The sequence below is a fragment of the Gluconobacter sp. OJB genome (assembly GCF_039638275.1).
GTDB lineage: Bacteria > Pseudomonadota > Alphaproteobacteria > Acetobacterales > Acetobacteraceae > Gluconobacter > Gluconobacter cerevisiae.
Map to the genome: position 1 here is coordinate 67,065 of NZ_JBDIWH010000002.1, position 14,156 is coordinate 81,220.

A 14,156-nucleotide genomic window follows, 5' to 3' on the forward strand; every position below is an offset into this window, starting at 1 on the left:
AAACCAGAGGGTTTTTCGAACCCTCCATCTGCTCAGCCTCGGCGCCATCGACTTCGGCATGATCGTCGACAGTTCGCTCGTCGTGGTTGAAAATCTCATGACCCATCGTGCGCGTGACCGGGCCAGTGGACAGACTACGCCGCTGGCTTCCCTCGCAGTCTCAGCGGCAACCGAAGTCCTCCGTCCCGTAAGTTTCGGCATTCTTGTTATTGTGATGGTCTACCTGCCGATCCTGACATTGCAGGATATCGAGGGAAAAATGTTTCGCCCCATGGCGCAGACGGTCATCATGGCCCTGCTGGCCTCTCTGTTTTACTGTATTGTCGGGATACCGGTGATTGGGGCTTTGGCGATGAGGTCTGCCAACCATCATGACGATACCCGTCTGGTTGCTTTTCTTCGTCGTGGTTATGGTCCCATGCTAAACTGGTGTGAAAACCGACCACGGACCTTGTTTGGCACAACTTTCGCGATTTTTGCTTTTTCTGTCTGGACCGGTCTGCATCTGGGTGGCGAATTCATTCCGTCTCTCGATGAGGGGGCCCTGACGGTAACTACGACACGACTGCCCAGCATTTCGCTGCCCGAGGCCCTGAAGGAGGTTAGCCTTCAGGAGCGTATTCTGCGTCGCTTTCCCGAGGTTACCAGCGTTGTCAGCAATACAGGAACATCAGCCATTCCGACTGATCCGATGGGTGTTAACGAGACAGACAGTTTCATTTTTCTGAAGCCACCATCACAGTGGACCACAGCGCATACACAGGAGGGACTCGTTACGGCAATGAGTCAGGTGCTGGGCACTGAACTGCCTGGAATGGAGCAGTCATGGAGCCAGCCAGTGCAGATGCGGATGGATGACCTCCTGTCCGGTGTCAGGACCCAGATTGCCGTTTCGATCTATGGGGATGATCTCGCTACGCTGGCGCGTCTGGGGGACAGGGTAGCAAGCATCATGAAAACCATTCCCGGTGCGGCCGACGTGGCTCCACAGGGAGATGGTACCGTTTCTTTCATCCATATCGACATTAATCGTCGAAAGGCGGCACGGCTGGGTATTTCCCAGCAGGAACTTCTGAACGTGGTCGAAGCGGTCGGTGGTCATATTGGACGGCCCGTAACAGTTGGTAACGCCCTGATCAGCACGCAGGTCCGTTTCGATCCAGCCCAGGCAGGCACACGTGACCAGATTGCCCGCCTAAGGGTACGCCGTGCCGATGGCCGAGGAGCGGTCCTGCTTTCAGAAATCGCGGAGGTCACGGTACAGGACGGTCCTCCCCGTATCAGCCGGGATAATATCCGCCGTCGTCTGATCGTACAGGCCAATGTTCGTGGACGAGACCTCAGCTCCTTTGTTACCGAAGCACAGAAGGCAGTCAGCAGAAAAATCACCATGCCTCCCGGTTATCGCATCGTGTGGGCGGGTCAGTTCCAGAACCTGAAATCAGCCATGGCACGTCTGGGAGTTGTCGTGCCGATCGCATTGGTATTGATTTTTGCCCTGCTTGTCATTGCGCTGAATTCCGTCTGGCTGGCCGGACTTGTTTTCGTCAATCTGCCAGTTGCCACGACAGGTGGCATCCTGGCCCTCGCTCTGCGTGGCCTGCCATTCAGCGTCTCCGCGGGGATCGGGTTTATTGCGCTGTTTGGTGTGGCGGTTCTGAATGGCGTGGTACTCATCACCGCCATTAATTCGCTGCGCGTGGCGGGCCTGAATGCTGCTCGTGCCGCATATGAAGCCGCGGAAGAACGTTTCCGGCCGGTCATGGCGACAGCTCTGGTCGCCAGTCTTGGTTTCATTCCCATGGCAGTCTCAACCAGTGCCGGCGCCGAAGTTGAACGCCCTCTGGCTACGGTCGTTATTGGTGGTCTGATCTCCTCGACACTCCTTACCCTGCTTGTGCTGCCCTCTCTCTACGCGCGTATCATGAAAAATCGCATTGCATGAAAATCCTGATTATCGAAGACGAACCTGCACTGGGCTCGGCAGTAAGAGACCGTGTGCGCCAGGCCGGACACGTCGTCGACTGGTTCAAGACCCTGACCGATGCCCGTGCAGCCCTGATCGCCTCTTCTTATGATTTCCTGCTTCTGGATCTTGGTCTTCCAGACGGTAATGGTCGGGCCCTGCTGCGGGAAATCCGGCGGGACTGTTCATCTCTGGCCATCCTGATCACGACAGCTCAGGATCAGGTCAGTGACAGGATCGCGGGGCTGTCAGAAGGCGCGGATGATTATATTGTCAAACCTTATGATCTCGACGAACTCGTCGCCCGTATTGACGCTGTTGCCAGACGTTATGCGGCCCTGCCAGACAATGTGGTCATGATTGGTACTATCAGGATCGACCTCGCGCGCCGTCAGCTTGAACGCGATGGACAGACAGTCGATCTGTCTGCGCGTGAATGGGCTATTGTCGAACTTCTTGCGCGCCGGCCTGGAGCAGTCTGCAGTCGTGAGCAGATTGAAGACGCCCTTTATGGTCTCAGTGACGATGTGGAAAGCAACGCCATTGAAGTTTTCGTCAGCAGGATAAGGAAGAAAACCGGACCGGGTCTGATCATGACGGTCAGGGGGAGAGGCTATTGTCTCGCGGAGAACACGTCCCGATGAAGCGCTGGAGTCTGGCGTCCCGTATCGTGTCCGGAACACTGATCATCGTGCTTGGTGCCCTGGTGCTTCTCAGTATTCTTGTTGCGGCCTTTACCCGCTATGAAGTTACGGAGCGTCTTGACAACTCGTTACAGGAAGTGGCCGAGCGTCTGGAGTTTGTCATCAGTGAACTGGACAGAACCGACAGGGCTTCTGCCACCCCAGGTGGTCAGATCGCGCAACTCCCCGGGGTGAACCGGCGAACGTTGGCCTACCAGATCACCACACCGGACGGTCGCCTTGAGGTCAGGTCACAGAATGCGCCGGAGACGCTATTCGTACCACGTCTGAAGTCAGGATTTTACAACATCTCATTATTCAGAGTGTATGTCGTACCATCAGCGTCTGGTCGCCATTACATTCTGGTGGGTGAGCCGACTTTTCACAGAAATGAAGCTGTCAGGCGGGCTATTCTGATTTCAGTTCTGCCAATGGTAATATTTTTCCCGGCGATCTGGATTTTGGTCCGCTGGCGTGTCCGTCGCGCCATGCGTCCTCTGACCAGCCTTCAGCAGGAAATCAGGAGCCGGGGAGGATCGAATCTGGCACCCGTTCCCCCATTGGATCTCCCCGAAGAACTGGTGTCCATTCACTCGGCCGTCAATCTCCTGCTTGAACGTCTGAAAATGGCGCTTTCGACAGAGCGCGCTTTTGCGGCCAACGCGGCCCATGAGTTGCGTAATCCAGTAGGAGCGCTTCTTGCACAGGTTCAGGTTCTCAGGAATTTTCTTGTAGGGTCGGACTATGAAGAGCGTGCAACGATCATCATGCAGCAGGCCCGCAGAATTGGCCGGATGATGGAAAAGCTGCTTCAGCTTTCACGAGCGACATCAGGGATCGCACTCACCGGGAGCATGTTCGATCTGGTGCCTGTCATTCGATTTCTGGCAGAAGAACTTGAGCGGGAAAAAAACCAGACGATTGAATTTTCTGGAGCATCTCATCTCATGATCCGGGGCGATATGGATGCAACAGGTATCCTGTTTCGCAATCTTCTCGAAAACGCCGTTCTTCATGGTTCATCTGTGCAAGCCGTCAGTGTGATCATCACGCAAGATCATAAAGTCCTGATCTGCAATGATTGCGAAACGCTGCCATCTGAAGTTTTGCGGGATATGGAAAAGCCTTTCGTCAGAGGAGAGACCGATGCCGAAGGCAGCGGCCTCGGCATGGCGATTGCGCGACAGATAGCTCAGCAGCTGCATGCAGACATGGTGGTGAGTTCGCCTATACCTGGAACGGACAGAGGCGTCCTGGTGACAGTTCGATTGCAGGTCAGTTAGATCAAAGATTACGTCTGAACGGACCAGGAACTCTGACGCTCTATCCATCAAATCCTGGGACTAAACACATCGAACTGTTCCGCCATTTCCCGGCTCACAGCTTTTCAGGCAGGCAGTGTTCTGATCTGCGCTCGCTGTAGCGATCGACAAGGTAGTCGGCCCGGTCCCGCAATAGCCATGTGAACTTCATCAGTTCCTCCATGACATCCACCATGCGGTCATAGAGGGGAGACGGTTTCATCCGGTCGTCGTCACCGAACTGGGTATAGGCCATTGGCACGCTGGACTGGTTGGGGATGGTGAACATCCGCATCCATCGGCCCAGAACCCGCAGGGCATTGACGGAATTGAAGCTTTGCGATCCGCCTGAGACCTGCATGACCGCCAGCGTGCGGCCCTGCGTCGGACGGATCGAGCCTTCGGACAATGGCAACCAGTCGATCTGGTTTTTGAACACAGCGGTTATGTTGCCGTGCCGTTCGGGGCTGCACCAGACCTGGCCTTCCGACCAGATCGACAGTTCCCGCAGTTCCTGCACTTTCGGATGCGTGGCAGGCACGGAATCCGCTATCGGCAGGCCGGTCGGGTCGAACACCCGTGTCTCGGCCCCCAGCACCTTCAGGATGCGTTCCGCCTCAAGCACCAGCAACCGACTGAAGGATCGGGGACGCAAAGAGCCGTAGAGCAGCAGGATACGCGGCGGATGGTCCACACGCGGTTGCGGTTCCAGCCGCGCGAGATCGACCCGTTCGAGATACTCCGGATGCAAGGCTGGCAGCTCAGGTTCGGTCATATATATCGGTCCTGTCGTGTATTACGGGTGACTGATCCGGGGCAGCCATAGGGCCAGCGCCGCGAGTGTTGCCAGCAGGACGGGCGGCGTAATCGCCAGTCCGACCTTCATATACTGCCCCCATGTGACCCGATGGTTCTTGGATGCCAGCACATGCAGCCACAGCAGTGTTGCGAGACTACCAATCGGCGTGAATTTCGGCCCGAGGTCGCAGCCGATGACGTTGGCATAGATCATCAGGTCGCGTGTCAGTGGCGTGATGTCGTGAGCCTGTTGGATCGCCAGCGCCCCGACCAGCACACTCGGCATATTGTTCATGATGGACGACAGAACAGCCGCTAGAAAGCCGGTGCCGATGGTGGCCGTGAACGTCCCTTGATGACCGAGCCAGACCAGTGCGGTCGCAAGGTAGTCAGTCAGCCCAGCATTGCGCAGCCCGTAGACCACCAGATACATGCCCAGGGAGAAGATCACGATCTGCCACGGGGCGCCCCGCAGCACCTTGCGAACAGGGATGACCCGACCATATCCGGCGACGAGCAACAGGATTCCGGCGGCCAGGCAGGCCACGACACAGACCGGGATATGAAACGGCGCCGTCAGGAAATAGGCCGCCAGAACCAGGGCCAGCAGTGGAAATGCCGCCCGGAATACATGAGGGTCACGAATGGCCGTGGCAGGTGCGGGCAGTTCGGCGACGGGATAGGTCGCAGGCACCTGCCGCTGGTAATAGAGCCACAGGACGGCAAGTGTCGCGCCAAGGGCAGCCAGATCGACGGGGACCATGATCGCGGCGTAGCGGTCAAAGGGAATGTCGAAAAAATTGGCGCTGACGATGTTCACCAGATTGGAAATCACCAGCGGCAGGCTGGTGGTATCCGCGACAAAGCCGGTCGCGATGATGAAGGCCAGCGCCGCGCCATGGTTCAGACGGAGTTGTGTGAGGATGGCAATGACGATGGGCGTGAGCAGCAGGGCCGCACCGTCATTGGCGAACACGGCCGCGATGGCCGCCCCCAGTAGCACGATGAGGGGAAACAGCGTCCGGCCTCGCCCTTTGCCCCAGCGCACCACATGCAGGGCCGCCCAATGGAAGAACCCGGCCCCATCCAGAAGCAGCGAGATGATGATCAGCGCGACAAAGGTGAAGGTGGCGTCCCAGACGATGTGCCAGACGACAGGAATATCGTGCCAGTGGATGACATCGGTCGCCAGTGCCACGGCGGCACCGGCCATCGCACTCCAGCCGATGCCGAGACCCCGTGGCTGCCAGATGACGAAGACCAGCGTTGCAATGAAAATGGCGAGGGCCAGCATCAGACGATCCGCTTTCCGGCCTCATCCACGATCTTCTCGCCGTCCTCCCTGGCGAATGCGCCGCGCTGTGGGGAGGGAAGAATATCCAGCACCGTTTCGGACGGACGGCAGAGCGCAACACCGAGTGGCGTTGCGGCGATGGGCCGGTTGATCAGGATCGGGTGTGCGATCATGGCGTCGATCAGCGTATCATCGCTCAGGGCCGGGTTGTCGAGGCCGAGTTCGTGAAAGGGCGTGCCCTTTTCCCGCAGGATCGCGCGCACCGGAACCCCCATACGGGCGATCAGATCGACCAGTTCCGCGCGGCTGGGTGGCGTTTTCAGATATTCGATGATCCTGGGCTCCTCGCCGCTATTGCGGATCAGTGCCAGCACGTTGCGCGACGTGCCGCAGGCCGGATTGTGGTAGATGGTGACGGTCATGGGCAGGAGGCCGGGCTCGGGCTGCAGGAAGACAGGTTCGCGATCAGGGGCGCGCAGAGTTCGGGGCTGCCCGCACAGCAGTCCCTGACGAGGAAAAGCATCAGGTCGCGCAGGCGCGGAAGACACGCACGATAGACGATCAGCCGGCTATGGCGCTGCGAGGTCAGCAGGCCAGCGCGCGTCAGGGTGGCGAGATGGGCCGATATGGTGTTCTGCGGGACATCGAGGTGCCGCGCGACGTCCCCGGCGGGCAGCCCGTCCGGTTCGTGGCGCACCAGCAGGCGGAAGATCTCCAGCCGCGTGGACTGGGACAGCGCGTTGAGGGCCGAGAGTGCGGATTCTGTATCCATAAATCGACGATCACGGATATATGGGATGAAGTCAAGACTACCCAGGACATGCCTCGTTCAGAGCTTGGAACGCGGCTTCACACGCCGAACAGGCGGCCGATCCCGCCCGTGACGATCATTGCCACAATACCCCAGAACGTCACACGCAGTGCTGGGCGCAGAGGCGCTGCGCCGCCGGCAATCGCGCCAACGACCCCCAGAACAGCGAGAACCACGACGGACGTCAGGGACACGCCCCAGGACACCCACGCCACGGGCGTCAGAACCGCCGCCAGCACAGGCAGTAGTGCTCCGGATGAAAAGGCGGTTGCCGAGGCGAATGCCGCCTGTATGGGGCGTGCCGCCGTGGCTTCGGACAGACCCAGTTCATCCCTTGCATGGGCACCGAGCGCATCATGCTTCATGAGGGCAACGGCGACCTTGCGCGAGAGGTCTTTATCCAGCCCTCTCTTCTGATAAATCCCGGCCAGTTCGGTGACTTCGCCCTCCCAGTCCGTGACCAGTTCCTGTTTCTCGCGGGCGATGTCGGCGTGTTCGGAATCGGCCTGGGAACTGACCGAGACATACTCGCCCGCCGCCATGGACAGGGCGCCCGCGACAAGCGCGGACAGTCCCGCGACGAGAATGCTGCCGCGTGTCGCATGAGAACTGGCAACGCCGACGATGAGGCTGCCGGTCGACAGCGTTCCGTCATTGGCGCCGAGAACAGCCGCACGCAGCCATCCCAGTTTCTCGACGGCATGACGTTCGGCCAAAGGATGGAGACGCGACATAAGATGACCTGCTGCTTCTGGTGAATACAAATAAAGGTTAAGATGCATCATTTGCCGCGACAACAGATATTTCATTCTGATATTGCGAGTTATTTTCAATATTATTTATGTTTTAGGAAAATCTGTTCTGTTCAGAATCCTGTCAGGTAAGCATGATACGGAAGTGGATTCAGGGTTCTTTTTTGCCGAGACGTATATGCCTTATTCAACGCCGGACATCACAGATAGCCTGCTGCGTTACGACAGGCCGACGATCATCCTTCACTGGATGACGGCCTTTCTGGTGCTGCTTCAGTTTGCTCTTGGCGAAACCTGGAACTGGCCAACAAAACCCGTCCATCATCTGATGGTGGTCGCGCATCTGACAGCCGGCATCCTGCTGACCGCAATTATGGTGTTCCGCATTGTCTGGCGTCTGACGAAAGGCCGGCATCTGTCGGACCTTCTCGTGCCTGTGGACCGGGTATTCGCCCTTGGAGCAGAGTACACGCTCTATGTGCTGCTTCTGGCGGAAATCTTGCTGGGCTATCTCTGGCGATGGGGTGCCGGGCAGACGATGAGTTTTTTCGGCCTCCTGATTCCATCCCCGTTCGCGCGGTTCCCGGCGGAAACCGTGACGTGGTTTCAGACGCTACATTACTGGAACGCCTGGTTGATTATGGGTCTTGCGACAGGCCATGGCGCGGCGGCGCTTTTTCATCAGTTTGTCCTGAAAGACAAAGTGCTTGGACGCATGCTGCCGCGGGGTTCCTCACTCAGTCAGTGATTGCGATCGGGAACCTATCTGATTTTCATGATTGGGCAGCATCGTGATGCTGGATTGCCAACAACGTCAGCTTTTTTCGGCTTCCGTTGTACAACAGATGTTCCGCTGTCCCCCCCATAGCGGCCATTTTAATAAGCGTATCGGGACTTATGTTTTCTCAGCGAGCCGCGGAAAGCAGATCACTCACCAACGACGGCCGCTTCTCCAACATCGCCAGCAAAACCTGGGCTGGTCCGGTTGGCTGACGACGGCCATGCTCCCAGTTCAGAAGGGTCCCCTTGGCGACCCCGATACTTCTGGCAAACTGTGCCTGAGAGAGTCCGGTCCGGGTTCTGATGGCCGCTACGTCAACCGACGGAACGCGGACCTGGTGGGTCACGCTGTCCTCGACCGGAGCTTCCGCATAGGCGAGAGCCTCATTCAGCCCCTGCAGAATGCTGTCATAAGCGCTCATGATGGTTCTCCGTATTTCGCAACAAGCGTCTTGCTCAAGTCTACCAGGGCGGCCTGTTCAGATCGCGTCAGATTGTCTTTCTCGTTTTTGGCAAAAACGGTCAGCAGGAACAGAGGCATCTGTCTTCCGCCAAAAACGTAGAGAGTTCTGTACCCTCCCCTCTTCCCACCACCCTCGCGGGAAAAGCGGACCTTTCGCAGACCGCCACCTAAAGAAATGCCAGAATCTGGCATCGCAGCGAGCATGTCGATCAGAGCCGTCCGGTCGTCGTCTGACATCAGGGCTTTTGCCCGCTTTATGAATTCAGGCAGTTCGACAACGGTCTGCAGCTTTGACATTCACAAAAATCTATACGTCATTGGCTCATACGTCAACGGCGTATAGTTCGGAGACATGAAGGGCGTGATGGGCATTTAGACAAACAGCCGTTCAGAAACCTCAAGGAATACCAAAAATCCGCAGTTTTCCGCCATAAAATCTATGTCCATTTTTTTACTTTATCGGACATAGGGGTGAAGCACAAAAAAGACCCACAAAGGTCTTTTCGAGGCGTGTTCCAATGATGCTCATGCAAGGACAACGTCTGCTTCCAGAAAGACAGCCTGATCGTCTCTGGCCCTCTTCGCGATTGCCGTTTCAACTTACGCAGGTCTGTAACCATTCTGAGGCTCGCGGCTGACTTGGGGGGTAAGCAGAACGTCCGGTTTACCGATGTACCCTCATATACCGGTCATTCAAACGAATCTTCTTCCCGGTAAATTGCATCACGCAGGGACGGACATTGAAGTTATTACTTCGAAGTTCCCGAGGGGATGGGCTTCGCCATTGATGATGGCGTCAATACGGTGGTTGCCTGGAAAATGACGACGTGTGGTCATAGTCGCCAAAGACACCGTAGCACTGAGCGCGATCTTTTCTCCGGAGTGTATCGTAAGGGTGCGAAGCCTGAAAAACTTTGCGCGTGAACTTCCGTTGGCTTTCACAAAATGCACGGTATAGCCGATTAGCAAGCGCTGGCTCTGTTGTGCAGTGCTCACGACTTCAAAAGAAACGCGCGTGTTTCCACCCAGTGTGACACGCTGCGGGGCGATCGCGACGCCTGATAAACGTATCGAAGGATTTGCTGCACCTCCCAATATGCGTATTGCATCCTGATTGCCAGTGGCGACGAGCGAGCGAAGAGCATGGCGGACAATCCAGGTACGTCCCTCAGGCGCTTCTTGCGCCCAACGGCGGCAGGTCTCGATAACCAATTCAGGATGATCTTTAGCGATATCGTTCAGATTGTTCGCGACCGAACGTCGCACATAGGGCACAGGGTCGTCTCTGAGACGTTCAAGCAATTCAATTACAGGGCGCGGATTGTGCTGAAACGCGCGCAAACGAGGCGCCCATGGCAGGCGCGGGCGCATCCCCTCCGAAGCCAATCGACGCAGATGCGCGTTGTCGTCATCAGCCCATACCAGCATCTGCTCGTAGGCTCGTTCCGGATACTTCACCAGAAAGGCTCGGATACTGAATTCAGCAGTAAACCTCTTGGTGAGTTCAGCCTGAACCCGCATGGCTGCCTCATAGTCGTCAAGGCCATATTTTCGAACAAAAAGGACATGCGGCATGTAACGAAGCGCCGCACCACCAATTTTACCGGTCGGCGGCAATTCTGGACCAAGAGATGCGTCAATGACAGCGGCGGCTTCAGCAAACCGCACAGGCAGATATACACGCATGGCGTCCGCGATATGTGCAGCACGACCGGTGAGTTCCAGTTTGTTCAGGCCCTCCATTGAACGCGCGATGAAGGCGTCGGCATCAAAAGAGATATCCACGGCACGAAATTCGGCGGCAATCTCACATATGAGCGCCAGGCTGAATATGTCTTTCATAGCTGGAAATCTCTTACCGGGTCATTTCGGATAAGGTGCGTGTCACCGAGATCGAATGCAGAGAGAGGGACAACATGCAAGGCGTATCTTGATACCTTTTCGCAACAGATCTAAAATTTCACGTTTATCGTTAGGCATTGGGACAAAAAAGGGCTGATCATGAACAAGAAAAATATACCGGTAAGTGAATATAAAGATGTTCGAGGGCTCCTTGAAAGATATGTCGAGGCCTTGCGCACTGGCAATGCCGACAGCATGTCCGGCATATTTCATAAAGATGTCGTGACGCATGGTATCGTCGACGGTGAGCTTGTGGGGGGCACTGGCAATCTGGCGGCCGAATTTATCAGGGCCCACGGAGCTTCCCCGGAAATCACATCTCATATCGATATACTCGACATTACTCCTGTCACGGCGGTCGTGCGCATTATTACCGAAAATGATGCCATTGGCTCTGACTGTTGTGAATATCTTAATCTGATCAAAACAGGCGGAAGATGGTCGGTATTCTCCAAAGCTTTTCTGCAATTCGATAAGTGAGCAACTTCACAAGGCACCCGTCATATTTATATCCATTGTGGTAAAAAAGGGGAGGGAACCAGAATGTCAGGCCGGAAAGCCCGCAGATATGACAGATGCCGGGCGCCGCTTCTTCTCGATTATTTCTGCACGACAGCCATCATGTTCTGGCTATAAATCCTGATCCTGATAATTCGGTGCGAATATGTTATGGAGTTACTTCGCGATTCCGGTAAGGCTTCATTCACTTATGCCAACAACGATTTTCCAGAAGATTTTTACTCATCGTTCAAGTGGTTGGGCCCTTATCCAATCTTGAATTGTGATCACCCGGGAACATCCGCTTTCAAGAATATAAAGATAGATCCTTTACGTCCGACATGAAGGCGATTGTGTTGAAAAACTCCGTCTTGCGGTAATTGTTTCCTGCTGATTCAGTATCGTCACAGGCTGGAGGGCGATGCGGATGATGGGCGAGCGGATCGTGATGCAGGAGGCGCTGTTCTACGAGTTCAGGCTTGAGCAACATGTTCCTGAACGCCACATGATGCGGCTGATTGATCGTTTCGCAGATCTGACTGCGGTTCGTAATCACTTGAAGCCGTTCTACAGCGATACAGGTCGCCCCTCTATCGATCCTGAACTGCTAATCCGTATGCTGATCATCGGCTACTGTATGGGAATCCGTTCCGAGCGTCGCCTGTGCGAGGAGGTTCACCTGAACCTCGCCTATCGGTGGTTCTGCCGTCTTGGTTTGGACGGCGCAGTGCCGGATCACTCGACGTTTTCCAAGAACCGGCATGGCCGTTTTCGGGAGAGCGACCTGCTTCGGCAGGTTTTCGAGACGACCGTTCGCCGTTGCATTGCCGAGAACCTGGTAGGCGGCGAGAGCTTTGGTGTCGACGCCAGCCTGATCCGGGCCGATGTCAATCGGCAGCGGGCCGTCCCCGGAGACGAGGGACTACCGCCCGATGCCGCTGGCCGCGCGGTGCAGGAATATCTTGAAACGCTGGACGACGCAGCCTTCGGCGGCTCAACACCCGTCGTGCCGAAGAAGCTGGCGCCGACGGATCCGGCCGCCCGCTTCACGGCCGCCACGCCGGAACGAGCGTTCTTTGCCTACAGCACGAACTACCTGATCGATCTGGATCACGCCGTAATCATGGATGTGGAAGCCACAACTGCTGTGCGTCAGGCCGAAGTCACCGCCCAACGCCACATGGTCGATCGCGTGCAGGAGCGGTTCGGTGTCTGGCCGGCGCGACTGGCCGCCGACACCGCCTATGGCGATGCGCCGAACCTGGCGTGGCTGGTCGACGAACGCGGTATCGAACCTCATATCCCGGTGTTCGACAAATCTGCCCGCAGCGACGGGACGTTTGCCCGGTCTGATTTCAGGTTTGACCACGAGCACGATCGATATATTTGCCCGGCCAACAAAGAATTGCGTTCATCGCAACGCAACTCTGCGGTGTCTCGCTCACAGGTCGATCAGGACGGGTTCATTCGCTACCGTGCCAGCAAGCACGATTGCGACGGCTGCGCATTTCGACAGCGCTGCACGCCGAATACGCCAGCCCGCAAAATCATGCGCTCGATCCATGAAGGCGCCCGGGATATGGCCCGCGACCTCGCGTTGACGGACGCCTATGTCACGGCGCGTCGACAGCGAAAGAAGGTCGAGATGCTGTTCGCCCATCTCAAGAGAATTCTAAAACTGGACCGCCTGCGATTGCGCGGTCCAAAGGGCGCTCATGATGAGTTTCTCCTCGCCGCAACCGCCCAAAACCTCCGCAAGATGGCCAAGCTCGTCCCACCGCGGGTAGCGATGGCGGCAGAGTGAGGTGAAGAGGCCAATCAGGCTAACCCCACGGTGCTTTCATCCGCAATCACAGCAAGGCTTTTTCAACACAATCAAGGCGTAAGCGGACCTGCTGCTTACGCCTCATGTTGGTCATAGGACAAGGCGCCCCGCTTTCCCGATACCGGACATTACCGATTTTTTCTTAACGTAAGACACGGAGGTCTCCCGCGGTGGCGGCTTGGATGCCTGCATAATGCCTTCCACGAAATCGGCGAACTGACGGGCTTTGGCAGTCATCATCCGTCCTGCGGGAAAGACGGCCCAGAGATCGATTGTCGGCAGGGACCACGCTTCAAGAACGCGAACGACGGTGCCAGTGTCGAGTTCTGGTGCAAACATCCAGTCGGACGCGATTGTCAGTCCCATATCTGCCAGAACGGCGGCCCTGAGCCCTTCCGCAGCGCTGATCTTAAGTCGTCCGCTGACAGAGACCGACACCGTGGCCCCTTCTCGCAGGAAGGACCAGGCGCTTGGTAACTGGCTGTAAATGATCGCCTCATGGTTCGCCAGATCCGCGGGAGAGCGGAGGGCAGCTGCCCGTTTGAGGTAGGCAGGCGTAGCGAGGGCCGAGCGTCGTCCTGTGGCGATCTTGCGGGCGATTGCCGTGGAATCCGCGAGTGTCCCCATCCGCAAGGAAATATCGACGCCTTCCGCCACGAGATCGATCATCCGGTCATCAAGAATAATCTCGACGGTCAGTTGCGGATGTTCCGCTAGAAACCGCGGTAGTTCAGGAATGATGTGCAGTCTTGCAAACGTCGTTGCCGCCGACACCCGCAATCGCCCTGAAAGGCCTGCGCCCGCACCTTTGGCAGCAAGCTCCGCTTCATCGGCCTCCTGAATGGCGTTCCTTGCCCGTTCGTAAAAGTTCTGTCCGGCCTCGGTCGGTGTCAGGCCGTGTGTGGAACGGATGAGCAGACTGACCTGAAGGCGCGCCTCAAGCTGCGCGATGGTCTTCGAAACTGCGGGCTGCCCCACTCCGAGTTGTCGTGCGGCGCTCGAGAACGATCCCGTGTCTACCACGCGTATGAACGTGGCCATTGCCTGATACCGGTCCATGATATTCCTCCAGGGAATGATCCT

General features: G+C 56.8%; 14 protein-coding genes and 1 pseudogene. 6 read left to right on the forward strand and 9 right to left on the reverse strand.

The annotated features are described in order from the left end of the window. Window positions 1-25: 25 nt before the first annotated feature. The 3 genes and pseudogenes from ABDK74_RS13525 to ABDK74_RS13535 all read left to right on the forward strand — a co-directional run. Window positions 26-1,945, forward strand: a pseudogene (locus ABDK74_RS13525) (efflux RND transporter permease subunit); the annotation flags it as partial. Continuing rightward, window positions 1,942-2,610 (forward strand): response regulator transcription factor, encoded by a 669-nt coding sequence (locus tag ABDK74_RS13530; RefSeq protein WP_062020857.1) that lies wholly within the window; start codon window positions 1,942-1,944, stop codon window positions 2,608-2,610. The pseudogene ABDK74_RS13525 and the gene ABDK74_RS13530, both read left to right, overlap by 4 nt. Continuing rightward, the gene (locus ABDK74_RS13535; RefSeq protein WP_062020861.1) at window positions 2,607-3,932 is read left to right on the forward strand and encodes a HAMP domain-containing sensor histidine kinase; all 1,326 of its coding nucleotides are present in this window, start codon (window positions 2,607-2,609) and stop codon (window positions 3,930-3,932) included. The genes ABDK74_RS13530 and ABDK74_RS13535 overlap by 4 nt, the downstream gene beginning before the upstream one ends. Before the next feature lie 94 nt (window positions 3,933-4,026). Here ABDK74_RS13535 and arsH read toward each other — a convergent pair whose 3' ends face one another. From arsH to ABDK74_RS13560, 5 genes are all read right to left on the reverse strand, one after another. Further along, a complete protein-coding gene (gene arsH / locus ABDK74_RS13540; protein WP_346004290.1) occupies window positions 4,027-4,725 on the reverse strand; it encodes an arsenical resistance protein ArsH in 699 nt (232 codons plus the stop codon). Window positions 4,726-4,746: 21 nt separating this feature from the next. Beyond that, entirely contained in the window at window positions 4,747-6,042 is a 1,296-nt protein-coding gene (locus ABDK74_RS13545; protein ID WP_346004291.1) for an arsenic transporter, read from the reverse strand. Continuing rightward, on the reverse strand, window positions 6,042-6,464 hold the full coding sequence (gene arsC, locus ABDK74_RS13550) for an arsenate reductase (glutaredoxin) (protein WP_061487225.1): 423 nt from the start codon (window positions 6,462-6,464) through the stop codon (window positions 6,042-6,044). The genes ABDK74_RS13545 and arsC overlap by 1 nt, the downstream gene beginning before the upstream one ends. After that, a complete protein-coding gene (locus tag ABDK74_RS13555; RefSeq protein WP_003618728.1) occupies window positions 6,461-6,814 on the reverse strand; it encodes a helix-turn-helix transcriptional regulator in 354 nt (117 codons plus the stop codon). Before ABDK74_RS13555 ends, arsC begins: the two co-directional genes overlap by 4 nt. A 77-nt stretch (window positions 6,815-6,891) precedes the next feature. Continuing rightward, the gene (locus ABDK74_RS13560; protein WP_035379753.1) at window positions 6,892-7,587 is read right to left on the reverse strand and encodes a VIT family protein; all 696 of its coding nucleotides are present in this window, start codon (window positions 7,585-7,587) and stop codon (window positions 6,892-6,894) included. Window positions 7,588-7,783: 196 nt separating this feature from the next. Here ABDK74_RS13560 and ABDK74_RS13565 point away from each other — a divergent pair, with 196 nt between their 5' ends. Further along, complete coding sequence (locus tag ABDK74_RS13565) at window positions 7,784-8,353, forward strand: cytochrome b (RefSeq protein WP_061276397.1); 570 nt, start codon at window positions 7,784-7,786, stop codon at window positions 8,351-8,353. 157 nt (window positions 8,354-8,510) lie between these two features. On the opposite strand, the gene ABDK74_RS13570 is transcribed toward ABDK74_RS13565, so the two are convergent. From ABDK74_RS13570 to ABDK74_RS13580, 3 genes are all read right to left on the reverse strand, one after another. Then, on the reverse strand, window positions 8,511-8,807 hold the full coding sequence (locus ABDK74_RS13570) for a DNA-binding transcriptional regulator (RefSeq protein WP_099287326.1): 297 nt from the start codon (window positions 8,805-8,807) through the stop codon (window positions 8,511-8,513). Then, complete coding sequence (locus ABDK74_RS13575; protein WP_099287325.1) at window positions 8,804-9,145, reverse strand: type II toxin-antitoxin system RelE/ParE family toxin; 342 nt, start codon at window positions 9,143-9,145, stop codon at window positions 8,804-8,806. The genes ABDK74_RS13570 and ABDK74_RS13575 overlap by 4 nt, the downstream gene beginning before the upstream one ends. Before the next feature lie 426 nt (window positions 9,146-9,571). Further along, the gene (locus ABDK74_RS13580; RefSeq protein ID WP_099287324.1) at window positions 9,572-10,690 is read right to left on the reverse strand and encodes a DNA alkylation repair protein; all 1,119 of its coding nucleotides are present in this window, start codon (window positions 10,688-10,690) and stop codon (window positions 9,572-9,574) included. A gap of 159 nt (window positions 10,691-10,849) precedes the next feature. Between ABDK74_RS13580 and ABDK74_RS13585 the strand changes: the two genes are divergently transcribed. Further along, complete coding sequence (locus ABDK74_RS13585; protein WP_099287323.1) at window positions 10,850-11,230, forward strand: nuclear transport factor 2 family protein; 381 nt, start codon at window positions 10,850-10,852, stop codon at window positions 11,228-11,230. Between the two features lie 445 nt (window positions 11,231-11,675). Further along, window positions 11,676-13,052 (forward strand): transposase, encoded by a 1,377-nt coding sequence (locus ABDK74_RS13590; protein WP_099287338.1) that lies wholly within the window; start codon window positions 11,676-11,678, stop codon window positions 13,050-13,052. A 111-nt stretch (window positions 13,053-13,163) separates the two neighbouring features. Here the strand turns inward: ABDK74_RS13590 and ABDK74_RS13595 are convergent, their stop codons facing one another. Then, window positions 13,164-14,132 (reverse strand): LysR substrate-binding domain-containing protein, encoded by a 969-nt coding sequence (locus tag ABDK74_RS13595; RefSeq protein WP_346004292.1) that lies wholly within the window; start codon window positions 14,130-14,132, stop codon window positions 13,164-13,166. Window positions 14,133-14,156: the final 24 nt, after the last annotated feature.

What these genes read in the sequence shown, in the direction of transcription:
- ABDK74_RS13530 (WP_062020857.1), top strand. Translation starts at nt 1,942, where the DNA reads ATGAAAATCCTGATTATCGAAGACGAACCTGCACTGGGCTCGGCAGTA.
- ABDK74_RS13535 (WP_062020861.1), top strand. Translation starts at nt 2,607, where the DNA reads ATGAAGCGCTGGAGTCTGGCGTCCCGTATCGTGTCCGGAACACTGATC.
- arsH (WP_346004290.1), bottom strand. Translation starts at nt 4,725, where the DNA reads ATGACCGAACCTGAGCTGCCAGCCTTGCATCCGGAGTATCTCGAACGG.
- ABDK74_RS13545 (WP_346004291.1), bottom strand. Translation starts at nt 6,042, where the DNA reads ATGCTGGCCCTCGCCATTTTCATTGCAACGCTGGTCTTCGTCATCTGG.
- arsC (WP_061487225.1), bottom strand. Translation starts at nt 6,464, where the DNA reads ATGACCGTCACCATCTACCACAATCCGGCCTGCGGCACGTCGCGCAAC.
- ABDK74_RS13555 (WP_003618728.1), bottom strand. Translation starts at nt 6,814, where the DNA reads ATGGATACAGAATCCGCACTCTCGGCCCTCAACGCGCTGTCCCAGTCC.
- ABDK74_RS13560 (WP_035379753.1), bottom strand. Translation starts at nt 7,587, where the DNA reads ATGTCGCGTCTCCATCCTTTGGCCGAACGTCATGCCGTCGAGAAACTG.
- ABDK74_RS13565 (WP_061276397.1), top strand. Translation starts at nt 7,784, where the DNA reads ATGCCTTATTCAACGCCGGACATCACAGATAGCCTGCTGCGTTACGAC.
- ABDK74_RS13570 (WP_099287326.1), bottom strand. Translation starts at nt 8,807, where the DNA reads ATGAGCGCTTATGACAGCATTCTGCAGGGGCTGAATGAGGCTCTCGCC.
- ABDK74_RS13575 (WP_099287325.1), bottom strand. Translation starts at nt 9,145, where the DNA reads ATGTCAAAGCTGCAGACCGTTGTCGAACTGCCTGAATTCATAAAGCGG.
- ABDK74_RS13580 (WP_099287324.1), bottom strand. Translation starts at nt 10,690, where the DNA reads ATGAAAGACATATTCAGCCTGGCGCTCATATGTGAGATTGCCGCCGAA.
- ABDK74_RS13585 (WP_099287323.1), top strand. Translation starts at nt 10,850, where the DNA reads ATGAACAAGAAAAATATACCGGTAAGTGAATATAAAGATGTTCGAGGG.
- ABDK74_RS13590 (WP_099287338.1), top strand. Translation starts at nt 11,676, where the DNA reads ATGATGGGCGAGCGGATCGTGATGCAGGAGGCGCTGTTCTACGAGTTC.
- ABDK74_RS13595 (WP_346004292.1), bottom strand. Translation starts at nt 14,132, where the DNA reads ATGGACCGGTATCAGGCAATGGCCACGTTCATACGCGTGGTAGACACG.